Consider the following 26,221-nt stretch of genomic DNA (forward strand, 5'->3'; position numbering starts at 1 on the left):
CGAAGTAGAGGCAAAACAACTTAAACCGCTTAAAGACTAGACTACAGATTCGGTAAAAAATTCTGACAAGGGATATCTTTATCTGATACCGCTCAAATAAGGGTTCAGATCAGGTCTGCTGCCAAAATGCGATCAGGCTTTCTGCTACAGCTGTTGCTGTATCCGGCTCCAGATGTAGGTGATGATTACCAGGCATGATCACCTGCTCAATATCAGCAACTCGCTCTTTGCGTAGTCGGGTATTCTCTCTGTTGGTCAGAAAACCCTGATCACCGATGATAAGTTGAGCCGGAGCCTTGATCGCTTCACAGAAGCTGTAGATCTGATCTTCCGTCAGGCGAACCGGAGAAGGAATCCGCAAACGGGCATCAGAACGCCAGCGCCAGCCGTCTTCATCCTGACGGGTTCCCCGCTCAGCCAGAGGCAAGGCAGCGTCATAGCTGATTTCGCCGATGCCACGCATACGGGCTTCAGCAGCTTCCTCTACAGAGGCATAACAGGGCGGTGTTTTATAATTCTGCAGCTTGTAGCGGCCTACCGCCTGCGTCAGCTGCTGTGGGGATTCTTCAGCCGGTGTTGATAAAGGACCCAGACCTTCGATCAGAGCAACCCGACCGACCCTATCCGGCATAGCACCAGCCATCAAAGTAGCGACACCAGCGCCCATTGAATGCCCTAGCAGATCAACCTCTTCCCAGCCCTGGGCGTCCATCAGCAACGCCATATCGATCACGTTATCCCAGATATGGTAGTAAGAACCTTTTGGGCGATGGCCCGATAAGCCATGCCCGACAAGGTCAATCGCCCAGATATCCAGATCACAGGCTTCCGCCAATAAAGGCGCGATTCGACTGAAGCTCTGACAGTTGTCCAGCCAGCCATGCATCGCAAGCACAGGCTTATGGTGACCTTTACCCCAGCGCAAACCGGAAAGGGAAACGTATTCAAGATCGATCTGAAAGGGGATAGGTTCCTGCATGGCCAGTGCCTCGGTCCGATGAAGTGAGCAGTTTTGCCGGGGCAGATCCCGGCCGAAGTCTCTGCGCAGGTTATTGATCCTGCATCAGTTTAATCATGGCCTGAATCTCATCGGCTGTCGACTCCGGGTATTCCAGTGGAAACAGGTGGCCACCATCAACAGGCTTCCAGTTAAAACCCGAGCGACGTATTCCCCTAATACCATCTTTAGGAATAACCGAGGCATTTTCACTGGTAAGAACAGAAACCGGCACCTTCATTTTTCGGCCGGAGCCCCATAGGTTATCTGCAATACCGCAGAAAATGTTGTACTCCACCTCTGGCTCAAAACTCAGAACCCGCTGTCCGGATTCCGGACGGGTTCCTGAACTGACGTAATCCGACAAACAGCGCTCATCAAAATTCCGGAACAAGGCACGGGATTGCAGATACTCCGCAACCGCTTCTTCATCAGGCCAGCTCTTTTTGCGGTATCGGCTCTGACGGGCAGGCGTCACCCGATCAATGCGACCGGTTCGTTTGGCAAACTTCAGCAACCAGGGACGAAGACCTGAGATATAAAGCGGCGGGTCAAGCAACACCAGTCCCTTAAAATAAGCCGGAGCCTTCAACGCAGCCCGATACAGAAGTACGCCACCAAGGGAGTGACCTACTCCCCAAACCGGCTCCTCGGCAGCGCTGATCATGGCCAACTGTTCATCAACCAGTGCATCCCAGTTGTCCGATACCGGCCAGCGCGGGTCGTGCCCGATATGAGAAACTCCCTGCACATCAAACTGATCAGCCAGCTGATCAAACAGCACCCGATAGCTCCCCATAGGGAAACCATTGGCGTGAGCGAAATGTAGCATCGACATGGCTATTACCAACTCCAGAGCAAACGTACGTTTGATTTTTATTGTTAGCCACATGATGCACAAGGATAAGTCGATTTTGAACCGCTAAATAATTAATCGACTTGCAGGAAGGCTAGGTGCGCAGTAAAGTCGTGCTCCCCTATTCGCAGAGCCTTTTAAGCACTTTTTTGCCTTTGATTTTGTTTCGACGACTCGTTATCAATTCAAAGAAAAGCTCAGCCTCTAAGAAAAACAGGAGCCCCCATGAGCCTAGATCCGGATAAATCCAAACGCCCCAGCCGTTCTCCTGAAGTGAAAAAAAAGCGTAATCTGAGCTTCTTTATTACCGTACTTGCTGCCGTTGCATTTGCCGCTTGGCAGATCAGTCAGTCAAGCTGATGGATGCCTTTCTAAACTCCCTCAGCGCAACGCTGCAGATCACAGCACCGGTATTTATCATCGTATTTCTGGGCGTGCTGTTTAAGCACTGGCGCTGGCTGGATGATAACTTTGTCAAAATCGCATCGACTCTGGTATTTCGGGTTACTCTGCCAACACTGGTTTTCCTGAATATCAGCAAGACCAACCTGAGAGAAAGCCTCGATCCCGGTGTTCTGCTGTATGCCACAGTGGTGACTCTGATCGGCTTCTTCTTTCTGATCTGGGCTGCACGGGTAATGGTCTCTGTGCCTGCCGATCGGGGTGTTTTTATTCAGGGCAGCTTCCGGGGTAATCAGGGCATTATCGGTATGGCCCTGGTGGCTAACCAGTTTGGTGAAGCAGGCTTGCCTATGGCTTCTCTGCTACTGGGCTGTCTGATCATTATCTATAACATTCTGTCGGTGATCGCCCTCAGTACCTCTCAGCCAGAACGCGCCGGTACCGGCTGGAAACCGGTCTTTATGGATATCGTAAAGAACCCTCTGATCCTGTCGGTTGTACTGGCTTTACCCTTCTCCTATTTCCAGTGGAGCTTACCGCCGCTGCTGCTGAAAACGGGCACTTATTTCTCGGGTATGACCTTGCCTTTGGCTCTGTTGTGTATTGGTGCCTCTCTGAGCCTGAAAGCCTTAAGAGCCTCCTCTCTGGCATCCTGGGGAGCAACGGCTATGAAGCTGGCGATTCTTCCGGTGATTATGACCTGGGGAGCCTGGTATCTGGGCTGGACCGGTCAGACACTGGGGATTCTCTTCCTCTACTTTGCCAGCCCCACCGCTGCCGGAAGCTTTGTTATGGCGAAGGCGATGGGTGCAAATGGTGCGCTGGCTGCCAATATTGTGGCACTGACAACGGTAGGATCGACCCTGACAGTTACCTTAGGGGTTTTCCTGCTGCACTGGCTACAACTGGTTTAGCGATGCCATCTCGCATTGGACATACAAAGAACCGGAAATAAAACGCACCGGAAAAAGTGTTAGAAATAAAAAAGGCGCTGTTGGAAAACCATCAGCGCCTTTTTTTGACTTTCAAAACCGTTTAAACCGGCTCACCCCGAACATGCTCCTGTAGGAAATCACCCAGCTCACGCAAGGCTTCATCCGCCTGAGGCAGATAACGATGCAGTAACTGCCAGACATGGGGCATCTGACTCCACTTACTGATCTTAGCTTCAGAACCCGCCTGCTGCAGACGCTCAGCAAGGCGAACACCATCATCCAGTAAAAGCTCCTGGCGGCTAACCTGCACCAGAGAAGGCGGCAACTCGGAAAGATCACCAAACAGCGGTGAAATACCTGCATCACTCAGAGGGTGACCGCCGGCATAAACATGGGCGAAGCTCTGCATCTGCGCTTTATTCAGAATCAGATCAGTAGCGGTATTGGTATCAAGGCTTGGCGTGGAACAGGTCAGATCCACCCAGGGCGAAAGAAAAACACCTGCGGCGGGCAGTGGCAGGTTAGCTGCTTTGAGACGCTGCATTAGCGCTAAGGCCAGACCTCCGCCAGCGGAGTCTCCGGCAAAGGCGATCTGGGCCGGTGTCACACCGATATCCAGCAACCATTGGTAAGCTGCCTGAGCATCGTTAAGGCCAGCAGGATAAGGCCCTTCCGGTGCAAGGCGATACTCAACAATCAACACCCGGGCATTTGCCCGATGCGCAATCTGAGCCGCTAACTCTCTGTGGGTATCGATAGATCCCAACACATAACCGCCACCATGGAGATAGACCACATAACGGCGCGGCGTATCATGATCCCAGTAAACCAGCTCCGACTTCACGCCATTGGTGTCTTGCTCACTGATAATGAGACCATGAGGGCGACAAGGACGCAGCATGGCAGCTTCCAACTGCTCGCGCATCAGTCGACAATACTGGTTCAACCCCTGACGATGCCAGAAATCAAAACTCTGCCGGAAGGGTTCAAAACTGATCACAGGTCACTCCAGTTCGGCAGCGTGAATCACTGCTTCCAGTTTAGCTAATCCAACCGCCCAGACATCCGCCTCAAGAATGGTAACCGATGCTGTCGCCATGGGATAGAAGCCCACCTCATGACCATCCAGCAACAGACTGATCAGACGGCTGACCAGAGGCTGGTGAGTTACCAGCAGAAGTGTTGACTCACTCTCCTGCTGACCCAGCCAGTCAATTACCTGTAAAGGGTCATCATCCGGTGTAATCAGAGGTAATTCATGGCAGGCTTTCAGGTCAGTATTACGCTGAATTTCAGCACAGGTCTGACGGGCACGGACATAAGGACTGACAAAGGCAGTAGCGCCGTTGAGCTTATCGGCAACCGAACAGGCAACCTTGCGCACATCGGTGACGCCCTGATCGGTCAGGCAACGATCAAAGTCACGGGCAGCGACACCTGCTTCACCATGACGGAATAACACCAATCGCATCAGAATTAATCCTGATCTGGAGACTGGTAAGGGTCTTTATCAGCCGCCTCACCCTCAGGCCAGGCGGTAAAAGGAAAAGGCTTTTCTTCGCGGTTATAGGTCAGGAAGCGATAAACCTGATAGGCATAACGGGATAAAGACGCGCCAGCCTGCTGCAAAAAGAGATTTTTCTCGCCGGTAATCGCTACAAAAATCACCTGAATCAAAATGGACAGTCCCAAAAGGATTTCTGCAATCTGGTAAGCCACAACGAAAAACAGCATGAAAATAATGCGCAACCAAAAGGCTTCTGTAGCAATACCTTGTTTTTTCTCACTCATTGTTTCTATTCCTTCAGGTAATCCCAAACTTTTGATCAGTTTCTTGGCAATACAAACTCAACGTCGGTGCTTTGCTCACCGGTCATTAAACCACGGATCACTTTCTCGACCGGCATCTGATTAAACAGTACTTCATACAAGCCGCAGGCCAGAGGCATATATACCTGCATCTCGACAGCCTTGTTACGTACCAGACGGATGGTATTCACGCCTTCAGCAACCTGCCCGAGTTCAGCAACAGCATCATCAAGACTTTTGCCTTGCCCCAGCGCATATCCCACTCTGAAGTTACGACTAAGCGGTGACATACAGGTGACAATCAGATCACCAACACCGGCAAGACCAAGGAAGGTCATAGGGTTTGCACCCATGCTCACCGCAAAACGGCTCATCTCCGCAAGACTGCGGGTAATCAGCATACTCTTGGTATTCTCGCCAACACCCAAAGCAGAAGCCATACCGGCCGCAATGGCGTAGATATTTTTCAGTGCACCACCAAGCTCGACACCAAACAGATCATTGCTGGCGTAAACGCGGAAATATTCACAGCCAAGAACCTGCTGAATGCTTTCCCGGGTTAGCTGATCTTCACTGGCAACGACGGTTGCAGTCATCTGCTTCTGAGCGATCTCTTTGGCAAGATTCGGCCCGCTGAGAACTCCCACGTGCTGACTTGGTGTGTGGGTTTTAAGAATCTCAGACATCAGCAGGAAACCATCTTCCTGAATACCTTTGGCGGTACTGATCATAATCTGATCAGGGCGCAGCTTGTCAGCAACCTGATCGACTACCGAAGCAAACGCCTTGCTGGGGATAGCAACAAAAATAATATCTGCGCCGGATACCGCCTCAACAACATCAGTTGTCGCCTGAACATTGGCGTTAATCTCATAATCTGGCAGATAGCGGGTATTACGGCGCTTGGTGTTGATATCCTGCGCCAGCGCTTCATCCCGCATCCACTGAGTCACGGGAAACTGGTTATCAGCAGCGATACTGGCAATGGCGGTTCCAAAGCTTCCGCCGCCTAAAACGGTTACGGCCTGTTTGTTTGTCATAAACTCTCTTAATTATTCTTCCACAGGTCTCAGGCTGAAACTGAGTTAAGCGATCATTTTACCGGAGATATTCAGAGGATGTCTGTTCAATTAAGTGACTGTTGACCTGAACCATCTCTTTCAGCTCCCTGACATAAGCCTCTCCCCGCTGTGAATATCGGGTCAGATGTTCTGCCAGATAGACAGCTTGCTCTGCTCCCTCTAACTCAGGCTTAGCCGCACGAGCTTCGCGAAAATCATCATAGGCCCAAAACGAGTTCAGGTTTTTAAGGTAGGCACGAATACTCAGCTGAGGTGATTTAAAGACCGCCACTTCGTGATACTGACCTTTAGGCCGCTGAGAAGGTACCAGACCACAGCCACGACTGAAGCACCATTGACCAAAAAGGTTGTTACCTTCCCGGGCGAATCGTGAACGCCCCCAGGCAGACTCATTCGCCGCCTGAACCAAAACCAGCTCTGCCGGAATCGGGCTGACACGAAGCAGTAATTCATCAATCAAAGTACGGAGTTCAGCAGTATCAGAAAACAGCTTTTCGTTATCTTCATCGGCTAACTTATATTCCTGTAACAAAGTCAGAAGCCGCTGCTTTTGCTCATCTGACAACTGGTTCAGATCAAGGCTCTGCACCCAGGATCGCTGCTGAAGAATAAAACTATTTTCCAGAGCAATCATAGGCTTCAGCAGACCGAAAAAATCCCGCTTTTTCTGTTCAATATCAGGGGTATCGATCAGCTCACTTAAAGCTAAATCCAGAGTTTGAGGCTGAGAGGGATAACCTGTAACAGATGATTTACCCCGACCTTCTGTCGGAATCGCCTCCAATAAAAAAAGTACAGGAAGCGCCAAAACCATCATCAGAGATATACCCAGAAAGGGAAGTAGTTCTTTACGATCAGCAGTAACAGACATAAACAGGAATCCAGAAAATCTAAAAGACAGAATCGACACAACAAAAAATGCACAGCATTTAGCTGTGCATTTTTGCATAAATCTTTATGGAGAGATGGCTAAAATCAGACAACCTGAATGTGCCATGGCTCATAACGCACACCAAACTTATTATCATCAGTGTAGCGCAGAGTCAGAAAGCCCAGATCCTGCAGTTTCTTATAAACATCAGTCTCAGCAAAATCTTCAGTGAAGTTGCGGTAACCAAAGCCCACTTTACCTACATCAAAATCGCCAACAGCATGATAAGAATAGCCAGGAGGCGCCAGAGAGCGGGAGGCTTTCGACATGTTGCCATCTGCCTGAGCCACTTTGGACAGGAAGAGGTACATCTGCTTCACCGTACCACGGATACCTGAGGTCAGGACAATATCGTCACCAACGCCTTTTCTCAGCTTCTCGTAAAATGCCAGAGACTTACCTTTGAACAGGAAGTGACCTGTCTTCGGCACTTTCAACAGCTCTTTTGAAGGGATCCGTTGAGTCAGACCAGACATCACTTTCTCGCCATAGAAACCGTAGGTATGGGCATCGGCAAAGAAGAGTTGTTCAAGATAATCCAGCTCGACCTTGGTAAATTCACCAACCTGAGAGAAGTTACGGCCATACTTGACCATCTGATCAAAACTGATCAGGTTAAAGTTACCGTGACCAACAGTTCGCTGAACCCGGGACATACGTGCCAGAGTCTGTTTAACCAGCTTGAACTCTTCAGGAGAGATAAAGTAATCGTCTTCGAAGACTCCTTCGAAGTAACGAATCTTTTGCATGTACTCTTTGACATGCGGATCAGCTTTGGCAGCCTCAAGATCAGCCTGCAGATCCGCAACTTTGTTTTCCAGCTTACTCGGCGCTGAAACTTCATGGAAGTCAGCGGCAGCGGCATGCTCTTCAACAATATCCGCCAGTTTCTGGGGAACATCCGGCAGTGCAGAAACAGCGTTATCCTCTGCAACAGGCGCTACAGCAGCAAGATCTGATGACCCTTTACTTTGCAACAGCTGACGCATAACGGATCCGCTGCCCAAGGCAACAAAACCGCTGACTGACAATGCTTTTAAAATGCTTCTACGATCCACAACTACCGTCCAGTGTTTGGTCTGCAATCAAGAGCTTAAAGCTTAAACTCTATCTATTTTTCTGACAAGCCAGCCTATCGTACTAAAGCGGCTTTAAATCAGGCAAGTGCAAGATATTAATTACTTGTGACTCAATGTATCGGCACGAGTTCTTACCTCTACAGAATGAATCACTTAGAATATGTTCAGACGAACTAATAACAACGAGACAACCATGCTTACAAAAGGTGTTTTACTGGACGCTGACAGCCTCGGCGAGAACATCCGGTTTGATGGACTGGAAGAGTCCCTCGGGGAACTGACACTTTATGCCAAGACATCACCGAATGAGGTAATTGAGCGTATTCAGGACGCTGAAGTCATTCTGACTAATAAAGTAGTCATCAACGCAGAAGCCATCTCAAAGGCGAAAAAACTGAAACTGATCTGCGTGCTTGCAACAGGCATGAATAATGTCGATCTGAAAGCTGCCGAAAGTGCCGGTATTCCGGTACGTAATGCTGTCGCCTACGGCACCAACAGTGTCGCTCAACACACCCTGATGCTGATGCTGATGCTGGCGACCCGTCAGCCGCTGTATCAGAAAGCTGTCGCAGGCGGTGAATGGAACCAAAGTCCGTTCTTCTGCCTGATGCAGCATCCTGTTTCCGAACTGGCTGGCAAGCATCTTGTCATCGTGGGTTCAGGTGTTCTCGGCAGTAAAGTTGCGCAACTGGCCGAAGCCTTTGACATGAAAGTCAGCTTCAGTGCCCGCCCGGGCAATGAAGCCAATGATCAGAGATTGCCTCTCGATCAGTTACTGCCTCAGGCCGATATTTTATCCCTACATTGTCCGCTGACAGAAGCCACTGAAAACCTGATTAATGAAGCTCGTCTGAACAAGACCAAACCAGAACTTCTGATCGTTAATTGCGCCCGTGGCGGCATTGTGAATGAAGATGCCGTTCTGAGTGCACTTAAAAACAGCCAGATCAGTGGTTATGCCACAGACGTTCTGACTCAGGAGCCTCCGGTTAACGGCAACCCTCTGCTGGATGCGTTGCAGGACAACCTCAACCTGATCGTCACCCCACACAACGCCTGGATTTCGCAAAATGCCAGACAGAACATCGTCGATCAGGCCGCAAAATCCATTCAAACCTTTAGCCAGTGAGTACCCGATTGAACCATGCGTCTCGATAAATTTATTTGCCACCACACCGGAATCTCCCGAGCTGATGCCAAGCGCGTCCTGAAGCAGGAGATGGTCACTGTTGATGAAGCAGTCATTAAAGATCCCGGTTTTAAAGTCACCGACGATATGGATGTGGAGCTGGAAGGCCGACCTCTGGGTGCCGTTAAGCCGCGTTACTTTATGCTTAATAAGGTAGCTAATACTCTGTGTTCGACCATTGATGAAGAATACCCATCGGTGCTCAGCTATATGGATCTTCCGAACACTAAGGGACTGCATATCGCTGGCCGTCTTGATGTGGACACCACAGGTCTGGTTCTCATTACCGATGATGGTCAATGGTCTCATCAGATTACATCACCGAAAAAAGCCTGCATGAAACGCTATCGTGCATGGCTGGCTGAACCTTTAGTGGCTGACGCTGAAAAGCAGTTTGCCGAAGGGGTACAGCTGCACAATGAGCTGGAACTGACCAAACCTGCCATACTGGAACGTATCTCCGATACGGAAGTCCTGCTCAGCATCAGTGAAGGCAAATACCATCAGGTAAAACGTATGTTCGCAGCCATGGACAACAAAGTAATGCAGCTGCATCGTGAACAGATCGGTGAGATTGCCCTGGATCCGGATCTGGAAGAAGGCGAATGGCGGGAGCTTACTGACGCTGAAATCAACAGCGTCTGGCAAAAATAGATAAGTATCGCTTCGTCAAACGATCATAAACAAAGGGCAGAATTTTCTGCCCTTTGTTTTATAATCACAATACCTAAGGCAGTCAGTAAACCTCATGCCCATGGGGGATTATCACATGCTGCCCCTGAGTTTTTGCATCCACCGACTTGAGCGCCTTCAGGCAAAGCGCTGCTCTTTGATAACCCAGATCGATCATCTCTGCCGCACGGTTAAACTCTAAAGTACCGCAAGCGTTTCGCGCGATCTCCACTACCATATCCGGCGGATAAACAGCCAGCTTCTGCCGTGCCAGCGTACTTTGCATCGCATCGAAGGCCTGGTTAGCAATTTCAGATGCAGACCAGTCCCGTTCTTCACGTTCCTGCTCCGGCTTTTGGAAATTCTTAAAGAAACGGGCAATCTTATTCTGCAGGTCCGGATTTTCGTCCTTCTCAACAGATATCCTTTTATGGGGCGTTGAAGACTCTTCCTGAACCCGTGCGCCCAGATTGACCGCAATGGTCAGATCCGTCTTATCGCCAAACGTCGGGGCGATCGGAACCGGATTTAGTACGCCACCATCAATCAGGGTTAAACCATCAATCTGAACCGGAGTGAAGAACATAGGCAAGGAGATAGAAGCGCGAATCGCCTGAAAAAGAGACCCGGAGTTAAGCCAAACCTCTCGCTCGCCACGAATGTCTGTTGCAACAGCAGTGAAACTGACCGGAAGATCCTCGATGGTTTTATCACCAACCAGATCCGTCAGGGTGTTAATAATTTTATCACCCTTGATCAGTCCGCCCCGCCCCCAGGAAATATCCATCAGGGTCACCATATCCGCTTTGGTGATCGCACGAACCCACCTTTCAAACTCCCCCAACTTGCCGGCAGCATAGATACCGCCAACCAGAGCTCCAATGGAGCTTCCGGAAACAGAGGCTATTTCAAAACCATTCTCTTCCAGCCAGCGGATCACACCAATATGAGCCAGACCTTTAGCCCCGCCACTGCCAAGAACCAGTGACACCCGCTTTTTATCCGATCCCATCCTAAATTCATCCTTCTGAAAAAAAATGCTTCAACATACTAAGCGAAATTAACGTGATCACTCTATCCTTTAGTCTGGTTTATGAAAAAATTATTCACCTGACAAATGACATACAATTAAAATTCATTTTTAACGTCGAAGATAAAAAAGGAATCAGGGATGAAACTCATCCGGAAGGGTATCTCGCTCCAGTGGCTTATTGGCGGCGCTATGTTTTCTGCCATGTTACTGCTGAGCGTACTGCTGGTTTTCCAGAACTATCAGAGCAACAAAAATGCACTGCTTATTGCCACAACTGAATCTGCCCGCCAGCTAAGCGACACTCTGAACGAGAAGGCGAAACGTCTGACCGGCCCCGCGCAAAGTGCACTCAAAATTCTCAGTTACGACCCCCTCCTTCAGGCATCCAGCCTCGAACAACGCCAACAAAGGCTCCCGGTTCTTTTTGAAACCTTGCGCTCAAATGATGTACTCAGTGCCATCTACGTCGGCTACACCAATGGTGAATTTTTTCTGCTTCGGGAACTGAGTAACTCAAATCTCCGACTCAGCCTTAATCCGCCAACTGAAAGTCACTATCTGCTGCAAAGTGTGCATTTAACGCCAGCAGGTATGCAGCAAGTCTGGTTCTACTATGACCAGGAACGCAGACTTCTGAAGCAGGAAGTTAAAACCGATACTAAGTTCGACCCAAGAACCCGCCCCTGGTTTAAGCGAGCCTCGGAAAATAAAGAACAGATTCTGACCAACCCTTATCTCTTTTACACCACCCGTGAAATCGGCATTACCCTTGCTCAACAGGGAAGGAACAGCGCCAATATCATAGGAATGGATGCCGCTGTAGATGACCTTGCCGCTCAGATATCAGCGCTTCAGCTGACTAAGGGCAGCCAACTGGCAATTGTTGATGATAAAGATCAGATTTTGGCTCACAGCGACACCGAGAAAATCATTATTCAGGAAGATAAATATTATCGCCTGAATACCCTGCACGAACTGAATAACTCCATCCTTCGACAGATCTCTGACGATCCGAACGCCAACAATCTGCTGAACCGTTTCACTGCCGAAGACGCAAGCTGGTATGGTCTCTCGCTGCCTCTGACTGGCTTAAACGGCCATAACATCCGTATTCTGCTGGCAGTTCCAGCAGATGAGCTTCTGGCCGGTGCTAAAGAAGTAATCCTGACCCAGTCGATGTGGACACTGATCGTCATCCTGCTGGTACTCACCTTAGGGCTTTATAGTGGTTCGCGTATTGGAACAGCCTTCCGACAACTGACCGATCAGGTTCGCGCTTTATCCGGTTTTGACTTCAGCTCAAGGGTACGCATCCGCTCTGACATTCGGGAGGCGAAAGAGCTGAGCCGCGTAGTGAGTAATATGTCCCGTACCATCGGCAGCTTTCAGGCCATAAGCCTCTGCCTCAACCGCGAAAGCGATCTGGAGAAAATGCTGGATGGTGTTTTGGAACACCTGGTCACTGCTGCCGGTATGAACTCAGGTGCTATCTATCTGTATGAGAGTGACAATAGCAACTTTGTGCTCGCCAGCAGAACAGGCAACAAACCAGACAGCACGTCTGATAACACTTCCGACAACAAAGATTACCCTCAACGCCTGACCGAACAGGGTCAGGATGATGGCAGCATCCTGCACCACACTCTGGAGCAACTGGAAGCACCGGAAAAAAGCCTGGTGATCTCCCTGCGTCGTCGGGACGATAGTCTGGAAGGCTTACTGGTAATGCGTTGGGATAAGGTTCCGCGCAACAAAAAAGCCCTGATTCGTTTTGTTTCTGAGCTGGCAGGCTCTGCCGCTGTGGCTATCGAAACCCGCCGACTGATCGACGGCCAGAAAGAACTGATCGATGGCATTCTGCACCTGCTGGCAGATGCTATTGATGCCAAATCCCCTTATACCAGCGGCCACTGTGAGCGTGTACCCCAACTTGCCTTCCAGTTGATTGATACTCTTACCGAACAAAAAGAAGGTGCTTATGCCAACTTCAGGCTGGGCACCCGTGACAAGGAAGCCTTCCGTATCGCCGCATGGTTGCATGACTGTGGCAAGATCCTGAGCCCTGAGCATGTGATCGACAAGGCCACCCGACTGGAGACAATCTTCAACCGTATCCATGAAATTCGCACGCGCTTTGAAGTGCTCTGGCGTGATGCCGAAATCGAGTACTGGCAGAAACGTGCAGCGGGCGAACCGGATGAAGCTTTGAGAAAAGAGCTGGAACAGCGCCAACAGGAATTGCAGGAGCAGTTCCACTTTATTGCGAAAGCCAACGAAGGTGCTGAATCCACACCGCCTGACTCCGTAGCCCGGATTCACCAGATTGGCGATCAGGAGTGGGTGCGTCATTTCGATAACACTCTGGGGCTTTCCCACGAAGAATTGCTACGTCTGAAGCCGGAAAGCCAGCCATCACTACCTGCTACAGAGAAACTGCTAGCCGATAAACCGGAACATATCATTCCCTGGGATGAAGGTCGCCGACCTCCGGTTGAAGCGGATAACCCGGATAACATCTGGGGCTTCGATATGCAGCTGCCGGAGCATTCCTTTAATCAGGGCGAGCGTCATAATCTGACGATTCCGTTTGGCACCCTGACCTCAGAAGAACGCTTTAAAATCAACGAGCATATTGTTCATACCATCATCATGCTGAGCACCCTGCCACTGCCGGATTACCTGAAGCAGGTACCGCATATTGCCGGGAATCACCATGAACGGATTGATGGGCAGGGATACCCCAGAAAGCTCAAAGGTGATGCGATGAACACGCAGGAAAAAGTGATGGCTGTCGCCGACATTTTTGAAGCGCTGACCGCCTCTGACCGCCCCTACAAGAAACCTAAAACAGTAAGTGAATCACTCAATATTATGGTGAAAATGTCCCTGAACGGACATATCGATCCGGTATTGATGACCACGCTTCTTAGAGAGCAAAGTTTCAGCCGATATGCAGAAGGTTTCCTGACAGAAGAGCAGAATGACGCTGTAGACTACGCAGCCTTAATCGATCAGCTCAACGCCCCTCAGCTGGAACCAGCCTGAGTCGAGGATCTTAACTCGCACTTTAGTCAATAGCCTCAGGCTGAAACAGAAGCGTGAATCGGAAATAAAAAAAGCCGCCATCCCAAACGGGTGGCGGCTAGTTGCACAAACAAGGAACCTTCATGAAAAACAGGCTTAGGCAGACCTGTGATCTTGCTTCACTTATTGCAGAAGATTAGAAGGCAGAATCATGAATCAGTTCCCGTCTTTCACCACATCAGAAACTGAAAAATCAATCAAAAGCCTCATTTCTCTTGTTTATAGCAGTATTTTCTTAATTAAAACCGGCAAGATTAGGGATTAATCTTAATCAACTCAACATCAAAAATAAGTACAGAACCCGCCGGAATACGACCGACTGAACGGTTGCCATAAGCCAGCTGACTTGGGATATAGAAACGGGTCTTTTCACCTTCAACCATCAGCTGCACACCTTCGGTCCAGCCAGGAATCACCTGATTCAACCCAAAGTCGATCGGCTGACCACGATCCACAGAGCTATCAAACACAGTGCCATTCAGCAAAGTACCGTGATAGTGCACTTTAACGCGGTCATTGGCTTTTGGGTGAGCCTCACCTGAACCTGCTTCCAGTACCTTGTACTGCAGGCCGGATTTGGTTGTTACGACACCTTCTTCCTGAGCATTGCTGTTCAGAAATGCCTGACCTTCCTGCACATTTTCAGCAACGGTTTTACGGTCATCCGTCAGACGTTTAAAAATAAAGAACGCGACAATCACAATTACCGCAATAATAATTACTCGAGTCACAGAGAGTTTCCTTGCTAGCAGAGTTAGGGTCTAAAAATCCGAAGTTCCAGAGTCAGACAATCGGTTTTCCAGACAACCAAAAGGGTAAGAAATTTGCGCTCATGCTAGAGCAGGCTGATAAAAAAGCAAGTACCGGCGTCCAGAAACAAAGAAACGCTATTAACCAGACTTGCGCCACTCCAACAAACGATTGTTGGCAGGCATGGAGTGATCCTTCTCCAGAACAAAGCCTGCTGACTTCGCCAACTGTTCGATAGCTTCAAAATCCCGGATACCGCTTAAGGGATCACGCTCCCGAAGGAAATGATCAAAAGCCTGATTACTCTCACTGGTATAAGCCCCCCGATAATTAAAAGGGCCGTAGATACAGAGTTTACCGGCCTCAGGCAGCAAAGCCCCCGCGCCTTTAAAGAAGGCCTCAACCATCGCCCAGGACGTAATGTGCAGAGTATTGGCGGTAAAAACAGCATCGGCCTGAACCACCGGCCATTGAGCCTGAGTCACATCAAGCTCAACTGGTTGCAGTAGATTACCCCCGGCGTATTCATTGCACCAAAGCTTTACCCCCGGCAGATAAATAGCCTGATCAGAAGGCTGCCATCGCAGATGAGGCAGATGCTCAGCCATATAAACCGCATGCTGGCCAGTTCCGCTCCCTACCTCCAGAACCTGCGAAACTTCACTAAAAGCATCTTTCAAAACCTCAAGAATCGGCGCTTTGTTGTTTTCACAAGCCTGAGAGAAGGGTTTGGTCATGGGCAATCCTGTACTGATTTAAGAAATGATCGAAAGCGACAATAACTTAGCAACACCGCTTTCCAGAGCTACTTAACTGAGCCACTTAACTTACCTACTGAACTAAACTACTTACCAGAAAAACGCGCCGGACGTTTAGCAATAAAAGCCTGCACACCTTCCTGCCCATCAGCCGTTTTACTTAATGCGGTGATAGTTTGAGCTTCAAGTTCCAGTTGAGTTTCCAGGGTAGCACTTTGAGCGCTATCCACCAGATTCTTCACCTGAGCGTAAGCCTGAGTAGGCCCTGCGGCCAGCATGCCAGCCAGTTCGCGTACCGTATCCTGCAAACGATCCGCAGGCACCACCCGATTAACCAGCCCCCAATCCAGCGCGGTTTCCGCATCGAGAACCCGGTTGGTGATAAAGAACTCTTTTGCCCGACGCGGGCCAATCTGACGGCTCAGGTAATAAGAGGTGCTGCCATCCGGTGAAAAACCGATCTGAGTATAAGCACTGGTAAAACGTGCAGTATCTGCAGCGATCACCAGATCACAACAGGCCATAAGGCCAAGACCAGCACCGGCTGTCATACCATTGATCGCACCGATAACAGGCAATGGCAGACGGGAAAAACGTGAGATAGCACTGTGCAGATAGGTGGTCATATCCATCAGCAGACGATCAACATTCTCAGGGTCGGCAGCAAAAGCCCCCACATCGCCACCCGCTGAGAAGGCTTTATCACCGGTTCCGGTAATGACTACGGCTCTCAGGGATTGATCACAAGCGCACTGATTGGCGACTTCCGATAAGCGCCGCATCACCTCCTCATCCATGGCATTAAAGGCGTGAGGTCGGTTCAGGGTAATCCAGGCAACATTGTCGATACATTCAAACAGTACAGCGCTCATAAAATTCTCCGTTTTGATCTTGTTATTATCTGGCTGGCAGCCAAAAGGGTCTCTGGCTCAGAATGCATGTCTCTGAAAGACGGGGTAAAACAAGTGTTTGATACCCTGAGAATTTCACAGCCCGCTCTGGCTGTCAAAACTGACTTTGCGGTCAAATGGAATGAGTTCAAATCATCAGCGGTATTCGACCAAAATCAGGCACGGGCAGCGCTATTTTTTATTGGCAGTTTTATGGAAGATTTGTATGATCGCGCATCTTCAATTTGTGCGTGTTGACCTGTATGAAACTGATCTCGTTTGATGCTTTGCGTACGTTAAATTTTCCCTCCACGAACTACATAAAGCCCGATGCCTATCTGCAGCATGATGCGGATATCGAAGCTGCTGACTGGCTACTTTTCCCCGAATACTGGCAACTGAATGTGCTGCACTACGCCTATAAAAAGCGCATTTTCCCCTCCCCTGCCAGCTATGCGCTGGGGCACGATAAGGTCGAGATGACCCGGGCTTTTATGGCTGTTGCCCCTCAACATGTGCCTTTCACTCTGATCCACGGTAATTCACCCGAGAAGGCCGATGAGATCTGGCAGAAAATGCCTCTGCCCTTTGTCGCTAAAATCCCGAAAAGCTCCATGGGCGAAGGGGTTTTTCTGATCGAATCTCTGGCGGACTGGCACCAGTACTGCCTGAAAACCGATGTACTTTACGCACAGGAATATCTACCCATTGACCGGGATCTGCGTATTGTCGTGATCGGTGAAAAAGTGGTTGGCGGTTACTGGCGGGTGCAGTCCGATAACGGCTTCCACAACAATATCGCACGGGGCGGAATGCTACTGGAAGGCCCGCTGCCGGAATCCGCAGTTGAGCTGGTTCTGAAGCTGGCTCACAGTCTGGGCATCGATCACGCTGGTTTCGACATTGCAATGATCGACCACTACCCCTTTGTGCTGGAGTTTAACCGTATGTTTGGTACACAGGGCATCAACAAGATTATTGGTGATACCACACCTATGATTCTGGAATACCTTAATGCCGCGATGAAGGATGAAGACCAACCCGAAGATCCGGATGATCCTAATGGCTCAACACCGAAAGGGCGTCGGATTCGAAAACCTGCTATTGCTGCCTGACCTGAGACTTTAAAAGGGTTCTGAAAGCTCACGTAGAAAGTCATCCGACCAAAATACAGAAACGAAAACGCCCGATCAGTATCGGGCGTTTTTAATGGCTTAACCGGATCAGCGGACTCTGATTGAATTCGCTATAAACCGGTAAAACCTGAGATTAAGCGCTTACGTTTTTCGCAGCGATAATCTCTTTCCACTTGGCAGGGCCAGTGTTGTGTACGGATTCACCGTTAGCGTCTACCGCTACGGTTACCGGCATATCTTTCACTTCAAACTCGTAGATCGCTTCCATACCCAGCTCAGGGAAAGCCAGAACTTCAGCGTGAGTGATCGCTTTAGATACCAGGTAAGCAGCACCACCAACAGCCATCAGGTAAACCGCTTTGTTGTCCTTGATCGCGTCGATAGCGATAGGGCCGCGCTCAGACTTACCGATCATGCCCAGAAGGCCTGTGCTCTCGATAACCTGACGGGTGAACTTGTCCATACGGGTCGCGGTAGTCGGACCAGCAGGACCAACCACTTCGTCACGCACCGGATCAACCGGGCCAACGTAGTAGATAAAGCGACCTTTCAGATCAACCGGCAGCTCTTCACCAGCGTTCAGCATCTCAACCATTTTCTTGTGAGCCGCATCACGACCGGTCAGCATTTTACCGTTCAGCAGAACAGTTTCGCCCGGCTTCCAGCTTTGTACGTCTTCCGGAGTCACTTCATCCAGATTCACGCGACGGGTGCTTTCACTGACTTCAAAGGTCACTTCCGGCCAGTCATTCAGATCCGGCGGAGTCTGCAGAGAAGGACCATTACCATCCAGCTCGAAGTGAGCGTGACGGGTTGCTGCACAGTTAGGAATCATGCAGATCGGCAGGGAGGCTGCGTGAGTCGGGTAGTCTTTGATCTTAACGTCCAGAACGGTAGTCAGACCGCCCAGACCCTGTGCACCAATACCCAGCTCGTTTACGGCATCCATGATTTCCAGGCGCAGCTCTTCAGCACGGTTTTGCGGGCCACGCTCACGCAGTTCGTGAATGTCGATCGGATCCATCAGGGATTCTTTCGCCATTACCGCAGCTTTCTCAGCAGTACCACCGATACCGATACCCAGCATGCCCGGCGGACACCAGCCAGCACCCATGGTAGGAACGGTTTTCTTAACCCACTCAACGATAGAATCAGATGGGTTCAGCATCACCATTTTGGATTTGTTTTCAGAGCCGCCGCCTTTTGCTGCAACCTGAACATCAACGGTGTTACCCGGTACGATTTCGTAGTGGATAACCGCTGGCGTGTTGTCTTTGGTGTTCTGACGCTTACCGGCAGGATCAGCCAGAATGGATGCGCGCAGTACGTTGTCAGGGTGGGTATAAGCACGACGAACGCCTTCGTTGATCATGTCTTCAAGGCTCATGTCGCCTTCCCACTGAACCTGCATACCTACTTTAACGAATACGGTAACGATACCGGTATCCTGACAGATAGGGCGCTTACCTTCAGCACACATACGTGAGTTGATCAGGATTTGAGCCATTGCGTCTTTAGCCGCAGGGTTTTCCTCTCTCAGGTACGCTTCGTGAACGGCCTGAATAAAATCTACCGGGTGGTAGTAGGAAATATACTGCAGCGCATCGGCAACGCTTGCGATCATATCGTCTTGACGGATTACAGTCGTCATCTTCGGAGCATCTCCTATCACGGTCTGTGCTTGGCTCCGGCTGGCCGGAGTCTCGTTATTATCGAAGGCCTGTCACTGAGTCGTCACGTCACCGTCACCCTGCTTTGCTAAAACCGGTGCCTGCACGACACCTGAGACAAAGTAAGGGATGGCACAACAGCCCTGCCAGTTCCTCTAAGTCGCGGGATTATACACGATTTTCTCGGCTCAAGGCCTGTCTGTCGGGTCAACTTTAGACAAAGGCATAAGATTGCAGTAACAAAAAATCACATGAGGTTACCTCAGAACCACGGAAGATTTAGAGCTTTTAAACCAGACTATCGTCTAAAGATATATTTTTAATTTGCGTTTAACCCATACCCCAATAAAACGCAGGCTCAAAAGGCCATCCCCCAACCTCTTAATTCGGTCTCACAGGATGAAAACAACAAAATGCCCGGTGACCAGAGAACGTCACGAGCAGCGCCTGCGCATGAAGCGCTTGGGCATATCCGTGTTATCCCACGGCATGCTGCTTCTTATTTTGGCTCTTGCTTTGAGCCTGGATCTGCTGACTGATTTTAGTCTGGTAAGTTTTACGCTTTTTACGCTATCCGCTGTAATAACTCAGGGAGCCTTCTGGCTTCTGTTTCAGTCCGGAATCAACCTCAGGTTTAAAGATCCCTCTCTCACACTTTGGCAGATCAGTATTGCGGTCAGCTGGTTTAGCCTGCTGATTAGTCAACTACCGGAGATCCGTGGCAGCCTGACGCTGCTTTACATCATGGTGATGCTATTCGGCATCTTCCAGCTCTCCATGCTGGAGTTTGCCTTTGTCGGTTTGCTCAGTCTGGTCTGCTTTGGCGGTGTTATCGCTTCCGATCTTTATCTGAGACCGGACGAAGTCAATCTGAAGCTCAGCCTGATGCAATGGCTGATACTGGCTTCAGCCCAAACCTGGATCGCTCTGTTTGGCAGCTATGTCCGGCGATTAAGTGAACGACTTAAGAAACAGCGCCATGTTCTGCAGCACAGTAATCACAAGATGCAGCGTGCCAATGAAGAGTTAGAGCAGGCGATGGAACAGTTGGATGAAATCGCTGGCACCGATGAACTGACCGGCATTCTGAATCGCCGCCGCTTCTTTGAAGAGTGTCGTTTACGTCTGGAAAATACCGATCAGTATCAGGCATCAGCACTTTGTATGATCGATCTGGATCACTTTAAGAAAGTGAATGATCGCTACGGACATCAGGCGGGTGATCTGGTGCTGGAGCGCTTTTGTCAGGTGACACGGGAATGTCTTCGTGGCAGTGACCTGTTTGGTCGTTACGGGGGCGAAGAGTTTATTCTGCTTCTGCCGCAAACCAATCAGGACAGTGGTGTACAGATCGCAGAACGCATCCGCCTTGCTTTTGAACAGTTCAGTTTTGATGAGATTGAACCCGGCTTACGAATGAGTGCATCAATTGGTGTGACACTGCACCGATGGGGCGAAACGCTTGAGGAAACACTGAAGCGGGCTGATCAAGCACTCTATCAGGCTAAAAGCTCAGGAAGAAACCAGACGGTTTATATCTCAGGGGCCAGAAGCATAAACCGGGCTTTAACCGGCTCACGAAAAGTCTCGCGGGAATAATCCTGATCGACGAAAGCATCACCAGAATGATAAAAAAGGCCTGATTCAGTCAGGCCTTTTTGCATTAACGGGTATAGAGCCTGATCAGTGCGTCGGCTCAACCAGCTCACTAAAGCGGCCACTCCACAAAAGATCAACCTTCTGGCAAACGACAAATTCAGGATTCAGAAGATTCTCTTCCTGATTGTAACGAAGGGGCTTCAACTCGCCATCCAACACCTGACCGCCCGCCTGCTCAACCACTGCCTGAGCGGCAGCAGTATCCCACTCTCCGGTTGGGCCAAAGCGCACATAGAGATCGCTTTCTCCGGCGGCCACCAGACAGAGTTTTAATGAACTGCCCATAGGCACATTACGGAACTTCGGCAGTACTTCGCTGAAGGCTTCCAATCGGGCTGCACCGTGAGAACGGCTCCCGACAATTCGCCAGCAGTCCGGCTGATAGTCAGCATCCAGTTTTAACAACACAGGCGCAGCATCGCCGTATTGGGCAAAAGCACCGACACCTTCAGCGCCGGTATAGAGCCAGTCTTTAACTGGTGCGTACACGACACCCAGGACAGGTTTACCCTGCTTGATCAAAGCGATGTTAACGGTAAACTCACCATTGCGTTTCACAAACTCTTTGGTGCCGTCTAACGGATCAACCAGCCAGTAGCATTGCCAGCTTTGACGCTCTTGCCAAGAGATATCACCACTCTCTTCCGACAGTACAGGTATCTCAGGTGTTAGTCGTTTCAGCCCTTGCTCGATGCAATTATGGGACGCCAGATCCGCCCGGGTCAGCGGGCTGTTATCAGACTTGTATTCAACTCCCAGATCCTCTTCCTGATAGACCGCCATAATGGCATCACCTGCTTTTCGGGACAGGGTCTCGATTTCAGGCAAGAGTTGCTTCAGATCCGGCGTAGTTGTCGTCATGGCAAATCCTTAACTTTGAAAAGCTAATAACACTTAATAAAAGCGATTAGATGGGGAATGGCAGCAGATAACTGAGTAGTAGCAGAATACCAAAAACCGCATGAAAACGTCCGGTTAAAGGTGTGATCATCAGGCGATCATTCGGTGCTGCTGTCAGAAGCTTTAATGGCGCTTTCAATGCCACAACACTGATAAGTACCAGTCCGGTGAAAGGCATTACCTCAAACAGCCACAAACCTAGTACCGCCAGGTAAGCCAGCAACACCATTGTCCGGTAAAGCCAGATTGCAGACTGGTAGCCAATGCGAACCGTCAGGGTATTTTGACCGACAGCCTTATCGCTCTCAAAGTCACGAATCTCATTACTAAGCAGCAACAAAGATGTGAGAATACTGAGTGGAATCGCCTGCAAAAGATCACTGATCCGGAAATCCCCTGTCATCACAAAGGAGGAACCCGCGATCATCAGAATCCCCATCATAAAGAAGACAACAGGCACACCAAGGCCACGATTCTTATAGTTGATCGGTTCCTGAGTATAAAAGTAAGCGCCTGCCAACCCGATTAAACAGAGCCAAAGCAGATCCAGCCCCCGTAAGGTGATCAGAAATAGCCCGATAACGGTTGCGATCAGAAAGCAGACGATTCCCAGCTGATAATTCCGGTCAATTGACTGAGCGATGGCACGCTTTTCAGACTCTGAGGCATTAGGAAAGCGCTGATCGAGCTCGCGAATATCCGAGTGATCATTGATCAGGTTGACTGCAAACTGCAGGAAAATACCGCCAGCCAGAATAGCCGTCGTAAAAAGAAAAGGGGCACTGCTCTCCTGCCAGCCAAGGATAATGCCCTGCAGGCAGGAAAGCACAGCAACCACTAAGGAAAATGGGCGGGCAGCCTTCAGCAACTGGTACTTTTCCGGGTTGCTGTGTCGGCTGCCAAGCGTTCGCGCTGTCATGCTTTTTCCTTAGTCTCTGCTGTCTTTTTATGGCTTTCCAGAAGCCTGTGCCGGATTGAGTTTACCGGCAAAAACAGCAGAGGTCGGTTGCTTTTTGTTTCTGATTCAATGCCTTAAAAGCAGATTACTTCAGGTCACGCATCAGAAGTGCGTATTCCAGATCCGCTTCGTTTAAGCCAGTACCATCCAACTCAAACTTAACAACATGACCGTTACCCGGAGCAACTTTCATATCTTCGCCTTTGCGGTTTTCCATCTGCTTCAGTTCGAAGCGACGGTTGCCACCCGGCAGCATCAGTTCAAGAGTGTCACCGGTTTCAAAGCGGTTCTTCACATCGATTTCCAGTACGTTACGCTGGGTATCGAAGCTCATCACTTCACCCACAAACTGCTGGTTAACACCGATGGAGTTACCTGTTTCGTAGTTTTGATATTCATCATGCACGTGACGACGGTAGAAACCTTCGGTATAGCCACGGTGCGCCATGTTTTCCAGCGTATCCATCAGACTCATATCGAACGGACGACCAGCAACAGCATCATCAATCGCTTTACGGTAAACCTGAGCAGTACGGGCAACGTAGTAGTGAGACTTGGTCCGGCCTTCAATTTTCAGGGAGTGAATGCCCATTTTGGTCAGACGCTCAACATGCTGTACCGCACGCAGATCCTTGGAGTTCATGATGTAAGTGCCGTGCTCATCCTCATAAACCGGCATCAGCTCACCCGGACGGGAAGCTTCTTCGATCAGCGCAGACAGACCCTGACTGTTTTCATCATGGTGCATTGCACCCGGAGAGGTTACCGCAGCATCCATAGATGGATCCCAGACGCCTGCGGATTGATCCACCTGAGAAACAGGGATCAGATCACCGGTTGCATCAACCTGAGTCTGAACCGTGTTGTAGTTCCAACGACAAGCGTTGGTGCAGGTGCCCTGGTTCGGATCCCGGTGGTTGAAGTAACCGGACAGCAGGCAACGACCAGAATAAGCGATGCAGAGCGCACCGTGTACGAAGGTTTCCAGCTCCAGCTCCGGGCATTCGTTGCGGATATCTTCGATCTCTTCCAAAGACAGCTCTCGGGACAGAATAATGCGCTCAACACCCTGCTTGTGCCAGAACTTAGCGGCTGCAAAGTTCACCACGTTGGACTGAACCGACAGGTGAATGGTTTGCTCCGGCCAACGCTCACGTACCATCATGATCAGACCCGGATCAGACATGATCAGTGCATCCGGTTTCATCTCGATGATAGGTGCCATATCGTCCAGATAAGTACGAACCTTGGCGTTGTGAGGCGCGATGTTACTGGCAACGTAGAATTGCTTGCCGCGATCGTGGGCGTACTGAATACCTTTTTCCAGGTTCTCCAGTTTGAAATCGTTGTTACGTACACGAAGGCTGTAACGGGGTTGTCCTGCGTAAACCGCATCTGCACCATAGGCAAATGCATAACGCATGTTTTTGAAGGTACCCGCTGGGGAAAGAAGTTCAGGCTTAAACATATCAACCTCTTCGGTGTCTGGTTGCAGGCCAGATCCACCCTGTGAAGAAAACGCGCACTGCAAGCGTAAAATCGAAAGCTGGCGATTCTACCACAGGCGTTATCAGACAACAGTCTAATCACCCTGTTTTTCATACCGGTTTAAAAGATAGGGAGAAACAACCGTCATATTCAGGCAACAAAAACGTAACCGAATCGAAACATTGATTTTATAGTCTGCTAATAACTTCGCATTAAACGATTAAGACTTGTCTGAACACTTAAGGAATTGACCATGAAAATCAAAGCATTGGCTAAGGCTCTACTGATCACAGGTGCTGTTGCAGGTATGACTGCTTGCGCTCAGATGGAAACTGCTCAGAACACTTCTCAGGAACAGATGCAACAGGCTAAAGCTCTGTATGAAGTACATCACGATGATGGTCGTATCTACCTGTTCAACGACAAAGCAACCTATTCACACTTCCTGACCCACGGTGAAACACCTTATACCTACAAGCGTATCGCTTCAGGTCCTCACGGTGAGACTCTGGTATTTGGCCTGAGCAACGCAGAAAAGAAAAAGGGTGAACAAGCTGGTAATGTTGAGCTGTATGACGGCAAAGTAGCTCCGGAAGCTTTCTACGGCGAAATGCGTGCAGAGGGCCGTATCTACGTATTCTCAACTCTGGAAGATATGAAGGACGTTCGCACTACCGGTGAAGCACCTTACCGCTTCACTCAAATTGGTGATGGTCCTAAAGGTGAAACCGTTGTGTACGTACTGAACGGCAGTAACAAGAAACACCGTCCTGATGCACTGATCGCTCAGTTCAAAGCACAGTATCAGTAAGCTCTTAATCCCTTGAAAGAGGGCCCAGCTTACGATCAAAAACCAGCTTCGGCTGGTTTTTTTTGTGCCCGAAATACTCTGTTACTTTTGTCTTCCTTTGGGCATCTTCTCACTCCATTTGCCCTGAAGTGGATATAAAAGAGCAACAAACAGGCAATAAAAAAGGCGACCCTAAGGTCGCCTTTTGGTGTGCTTTCGCACAGTAACTGTCGGATAAAATCCAACAGTTACCGCTTACTCAAGGTAAGCTTATTTCCAACCAGTAACTTCACGCAGACCGTCTGCGATACCAGCCAGAGAACGTACAGTCTTAACACCAGCGTCTTCCAGTGCAGCAAACTTGTCGTCTGCAGTACCTTTACCACCGGAGATGATCGCACCAGCGTGACCCATACGCTTGCCTTTAGGTGCAGTTACACCAGCAATGTAGGATACAACAGGCTTGGTTACGTTCGCTTTGATGTAAGCAGCAGCTTCTTCTTCAGCAGTACCACCGATCTCACCGATCATAACGATCGCTTCAGTCTGTGGGTCATTCTCGAATTTTTCCAGAATGTCGATGAAGTTAGAACCTGGGATCGGGTCACCACCGATACCAACACAAGTAGACTGACCGAAGCCAGCGTCAGTAGTCTGCTTAACAGCTTCGTAAGTCAGAGTACCAGAACGGGAAACGATACCTACTTTACCTGGCAGGTGGATGTGACCTGGCATGATACCGATCTTGCACTCGCCTGGAGTGATAACACCCGGGCAGTTAGGACCGATCAGCTGAACACCCAGCTCGTCACACTTAACTTTACAGTCCAGCATGTCCAGTACAGGGATGTGCTCAGTGATACATACGATCAGCTTGATACCTGCGTTAGCCGCTTCCAGGATAGAATCCTTACAGAAAGGAGCTGGTACGTAGATAACAGATGCATCAGCACCAGTTGCTTCAACAGCTTCAGCAACAGTGTTGAATACAGGCAGACCCAGGTGAGTAGTACCGCCTTTACCAGGAGTTACACCACCAACCATCTGAGTACCGTAAGCGATCGCTTGCTCAGAGTGGAAAGTACCCTGACCACCAGTGAAGCCCTGGCAGATTACTTTAGTGTCTTTGTTGATTAAGATAGACATTTGA

General features: G+C 49.7%; 26 protein-coding genes. 9 read left to right on the forward strand and 17 right to left on the reverse strand.

Going from position 1 to position 26,221, the window contains the following annotated elements:
- Positions 1 to 109: 109 nt before the first annotated feature.
- Together BV405_RS09145 and BV405_RS09150 are read right to left on the reverse strand one after the other, a co-directional pair.
- Positions 110 to 979 (reverse strand): alpha/beta fold hydrolase, encoded by an 870-nt coding sequence (locus BV405_RS09145; protein ID WP_086480555.1) that lies wholly within the window; start codon positions 977 to 979, stop codon positions 110 to 112.
- A 70-nt stretch (positions 980 to 1,049) separates the two neighbouring features.
- A complete protein-coding gene (locus BV405_RS09150; RefSeq protein WP_176330099.1) occupies positions 1,050 to 1,835 on the reverse strand; it encodes an alpha/beta fold hydrolase in 786 nt (261 codons plus the stop codon).
- 243 nt (positions 1,836 to 2,078) lie between these two features.
- Between BV405_RS09150 and BV405_RS18000 the strand changes: the two genes are divergently transcribed.
- Both BV405_RS18000 and BV405_RS09155 read left to right on the forward strand, forming a co-directional pair.
- Positions 2,079 to 2,213, forward strand: a complete 135-nt coding sequence (locus BV405_RS18000; protein WP_281251664.1) for a hypothetical protein — start codon at positions 2,079 to 2,081, stop codon at positions 2,211 to 2,213.
- Positions 2,213 to 3,169, forward strand: coding sequence for an AEC family transporter (locus tag BV405_RS09155; RefSeq protein WP_086480557.1), 957 nt, complete (start codon positions 2,213 to 2,215; stop codon positions 3,167 to 3,169). Before BV405_RS18000 ends, BV405_RS09155 begins: the two co-directional genes overlap by 1 nt.
- A 121-nt stretch (positions 3,170 to 3,290) precedes the next feature.
- Here the strand turns inward: BV405_RS09155 and BV405_RS09160 are convergent, their stop codons facing one another.
- From BV405_RS09160 to BV405_RS09185, 6 genes are all read right to left on the reverse strand, one after another.
- On the reverse strand, positions 3,291 to 4,190 hold the full coding sequence (locus tag BV405_RS09160; RefSeq protein WP_086480558.1) for an alpha/beta hydrolase: 900 nt from the start codon (positions 4,188 to 4,190) through the stop codon (positions 3,291 to 3,293).
- A 3-nt stretch (positions 4,191 to 4,193) separates the two neighbouring features.
- Complete coding sequence (locus tag BV405_RS09165; RefSeq protein ID WP_086480559.1) at positions 4,194 to 4,661, reverse strand: SixA phosphatase family protein; 468 nt, start codon at positions 4,659 to 4,661, stop codon at positions 4,194 to 4,196.
- Between the two features lie 5 nt (positions 4,662 to 4,666).
- A complete protein-coding gene (locus BV405_RS09170) occupies positions 4,667 to 4,981 on the reverse strand; it encodes a DUF4389 domain-containing protein (RefSeq protein WP_086480560.1) in 315 nt (104 codons plus the stop codon).
- Positions 4,982 to 5,016: 35 nt separating this feature from the next.
- Positions 5,017 to 6,039: an NAD(P)H-dependent glycerol-3-phosphate dehydrogenase gene (locus BV405_RS09175; RefSeq protein WP_086480561.1), complete on the reverse strand. Its 1,023-nt coding sequence runs from the start codon at positions 6,037 to 6,039 to the stop codon at positions 5,017 to 5,019.
- A gap of 58 nt (positions 6,040 to 6,097) precedes the next feature.
- Positions 6,098 to 6,952 (reverse strand): glucosaminidase domain-containing protein, encoded by an 855-nt coding sequence (locus BV405_RS09180; protein WP_176330100.1) that lies wholly within the window; start codon positions 6,950 to 6,952, stop codon positions 6,098 to 6,100.
- A 104-nt stretch (positions 6,953 to 7,056) separates the two neighbouring features.
- Complete coding sequence (locus tag BV405_RS09185) at positions 7,057 to 8,001, reverse strand: D-alanyl-D-alanine carboxypeptidase family protein (protein ID WP_086480563.1); 945 nt, start codon at positions 7,999 to 8,001, stop codon at positions 7,057 to 7,059.
- 283 nt (positions 8,002 to 8,284) lie between these two features.
- Here BV405_RS09185 and BV405_RS09190 point away from each other — a divergent pair, with 283 nt between their 5' ends.
- Both BV405_RS09190 and rsuA read left to right on the forward strand, forming a co-directional pair.
- Positions 8,285 to 9,223 carry a D-2-hydroxyacid dehydrogenase gene (locus BV405_RS09190; protein ID WP_086480564.1) on the forward strand — a complete coding sequence of 313 codons (939 nt, stop codon included), beginning with the start codon at positions 8,285 to 8,287 and terminating at the stop codon, positions 9,221 to 9,223.
- Between the two features lie 15 nt (positions 9,224 to 9,238).
- Entirely contained in the window at positions 9,239 to 9,937 is a 699-nt protein-coding gene (gene rsuA / locus BV405_RS09195) for a 16S rRNA pseudouridine(516) synthase RsuA (RefSeq protein WP_086480565.1), read from the forward strand.
- Positions 9,938 to 10,019: 82 nt separating this feature from the next.
- On the opposite strand, the gene BV405_RS09200 is transcribed toward rsuA, so the two are convergent.
- Positions 10,020 to 10,967, reverse strand: coding sequence for a patatin-like phospholipase family protein (locus BV405_RS09200; protein WP_086480566.1), 948 nt, complete (start codon positions 10,965 to 10,967; stop codon positions 10,020 to 10,022).
- Positions 10,968 to 11,126: 159 nt separating this feature from the next.
- Between BV405_RS09200 and BV405_RS09205 the strand changes: the two genes are divergently transcribed.
- Positions 11,127 to 14,033, forward strand: coding sequence for an HD domain-containing phosphohydrolase (locus BV405_RS09205; RefSeq protein ID WP_086480567.1), 2,907 nt, complete (start codon positions 11,127 to 11,129; stop codon positions 14,031 to 14,033).
- Between the two features lie 293 nt (positions 14,034 to 14,326).
- Here the strand turns inward: BV405_RS09205 and bamJ are convergent, their stop codons facing one another.
- From bamJ to BV405_RS09220, 3 genes are all read right to left on the reverse strand, one after another.
- A complete protein-coding gene (bamJ, locus tag BV405_RS09210; protein WP_086480568.1) occupies positions 14,327 to 14,803 on the reverse strand; it encodes a BamJ family beta-barrel-assembly machinery protein in 477 nt (158 codons plus the stop codon).
- Positions 14,804 to 14,962: 159 nt separating this feature from the next.
- Complete coding sequence (locus BV405_RS09215; protein WP_086480569.1) at positions 14,963 to 15,559, reverse strand: DUF938 domain-containing protein; 597 nt, start codon at positions 15,557 to 15,559, stop codon at positions 14,963 to 14,965.
- Positions 15,560 to 15,666: 107 nt separating this feature from the next.
- Positions 15,667 to 16,452, reverse strand: a complete 786-nt coding sequence (locus BV405_RS09220) for an enoyl-CoA hydratase/isomerase family protein (RefSeq protein ID WP_086480570.1) — start codon at positions 16,450 to 16,452, stop codon at positions 15,667 to 15,669.
- 66 nt (positions 16,453 to 16,518) lie between these two features.
- On the opposite strand from BV405_RS09220, the gene BV405_RS09225 reads away from it, so the two are divergent.
- The gene (locus tag BV405_RS09225; protein ID WP_086480571.1) at positions 16,519 to 16,728 is read left to right on the forward strand and encodes a hypothetical protein; all 210 of its coding nucleotides are present in this window, start codon (positions 16,519 to 16,521) and stop codon (positions 16,726 to 16,728) included.
- A gap of 5 nt (positions 16,729 to 16,733) precedes the next feature.
- On the forward strand, positions 16,734 to 17,585 hold the full coding sequence (locus tag BV405_RS09230) for an ATP-grasp domain-containing protein (RefSeq protein ID WP_086481148.1): 852 nt from the start codon (positions 16,734 to 16,736) through the stop codon (positions 17,583 to 17,585).
- Positions 17,586 to 17,739: 154 nt separating this feature from the next.
- On the opposite strand, the gene BV405_RS09235 is transcribed toward BV405_RS09230, so the two are convergent.
- Positions 17,740 to 19,257 (reverse strand): fumarate hydratase, encoded by a 1,518-nt coding sequence (locus BV405_RS09235; protein WP_086480572.1) that lies wholly within the window; start codon positions 19,255 to 19,257, stop codon positions 17,740 to 17,742.
- 418 nt (positions 19,258 to 19,675) lie between these two features.
- Here BV405_RS09235 and BV405_RS09240 point away from each other — a divergent pair, with 418 nt between their 5' ends.
- Positions 19,676 to 20,875 carry a GGDEF domain-containing protein gene (locus BV405_RS09240; RefSeq protein ID WP_086480573.1) on the forward strand — a complete coding sequence of 400 codons (1,200 nt, stop codon included), beginning with the start codon at positions 19,676 to 19,678 and terminating at the stop codon, positions 20,873 to 20,875.
- Between the two features lie 84 nt (positions 20,876 to 20,959).
- Here the strand turns inward: BV405_RS09240 and cysQ are convergent, their stop codons facing one another.
- From cysQ to trhP, 3 genes are all read right to left on the reverse strand, one after another.
- Positions 20,960 to 21,796 (reverse strand): 3'(2'),5'-bisphosphate nucleotidase CysQ, encoded by an 837-nt coding sequence (cysQ, locus tag BV405_RS09245; RefSeq protein WP_086480574.1) that lies wholly within the window; start codon positions 21,794 to 21,796, stop codon positions 20,960 to 20,962.
- A gap of 46 nt (positions 21,797 to 21,842) precedes the next feature.
- A complete protein-coding gene (locus BV405_RS09250) occupies positions 21,843 to 22,754 on the reverse strand; it encodes a prenyltransferase (protein WP_086480575.1) in 912 nt (303 codons plus the stop codon).
- Positions 22,755 to 22,878: 124 nt separating this feature from the next.
- Positions 22,879 to 24,261 (reverse strand): prephenate-dependent tRNA uridine(34) hydroxylase TrhP, encoded by a 1,383-nt coding sequence (trhP, locus tag BV405_RS09255; RefSeq protein ID WP_086480576.1) that lies wholly within the window; start codon positions 24,259 to 24,261, stop codon positions 22,879 to 22,881.
- 273 nt (positions 24,262 to 24,534) lie between these two features.
- Between trhP and BV405_RS09260 the strand changes: the two genes are divergently transcribed.
- A complete protein-coding gene (locus tag BV405_RS09260; protein WP_086480577.1) occupies positions 24,535 to 25,092 on the forward strand; it encodes a hypothetical protein in 558 nt (185 codons plus the stop codon).
- A gap of 249 nt (positions 25,093 to 25,341) precedes the next feature.
- Here the strand turns inward: BV405_RS09260 and sucD are convergent, their stop codons facing one another.
- Positions 25,342 to 26,217 (reverse strand): succinate--CoA ligase subunit alpha, encoded by an 876-nt coding sequence (gene sucD / locus BV405_RS09265; RefSeq protein ID WP_086480578.1) that lies wholly within the window; start codon positions 26,215 to 26,217, stop codon positions 25,342 to 25,344.
- Positions 26,218 to 26,221 lie beyond the last annotated feature (4 nt).

This window comes from Oceanospirillum sanctuarii, assembly GCF_002150805.1.
GTDB classification, from domain to species: domain Bacteria; phylum Pseudomonadota; class Gammaproteobacteria; order Pseudomonadales; family Halomonadaceae; genus Oceanospirillum; species Oceanospirillum sanctuarii.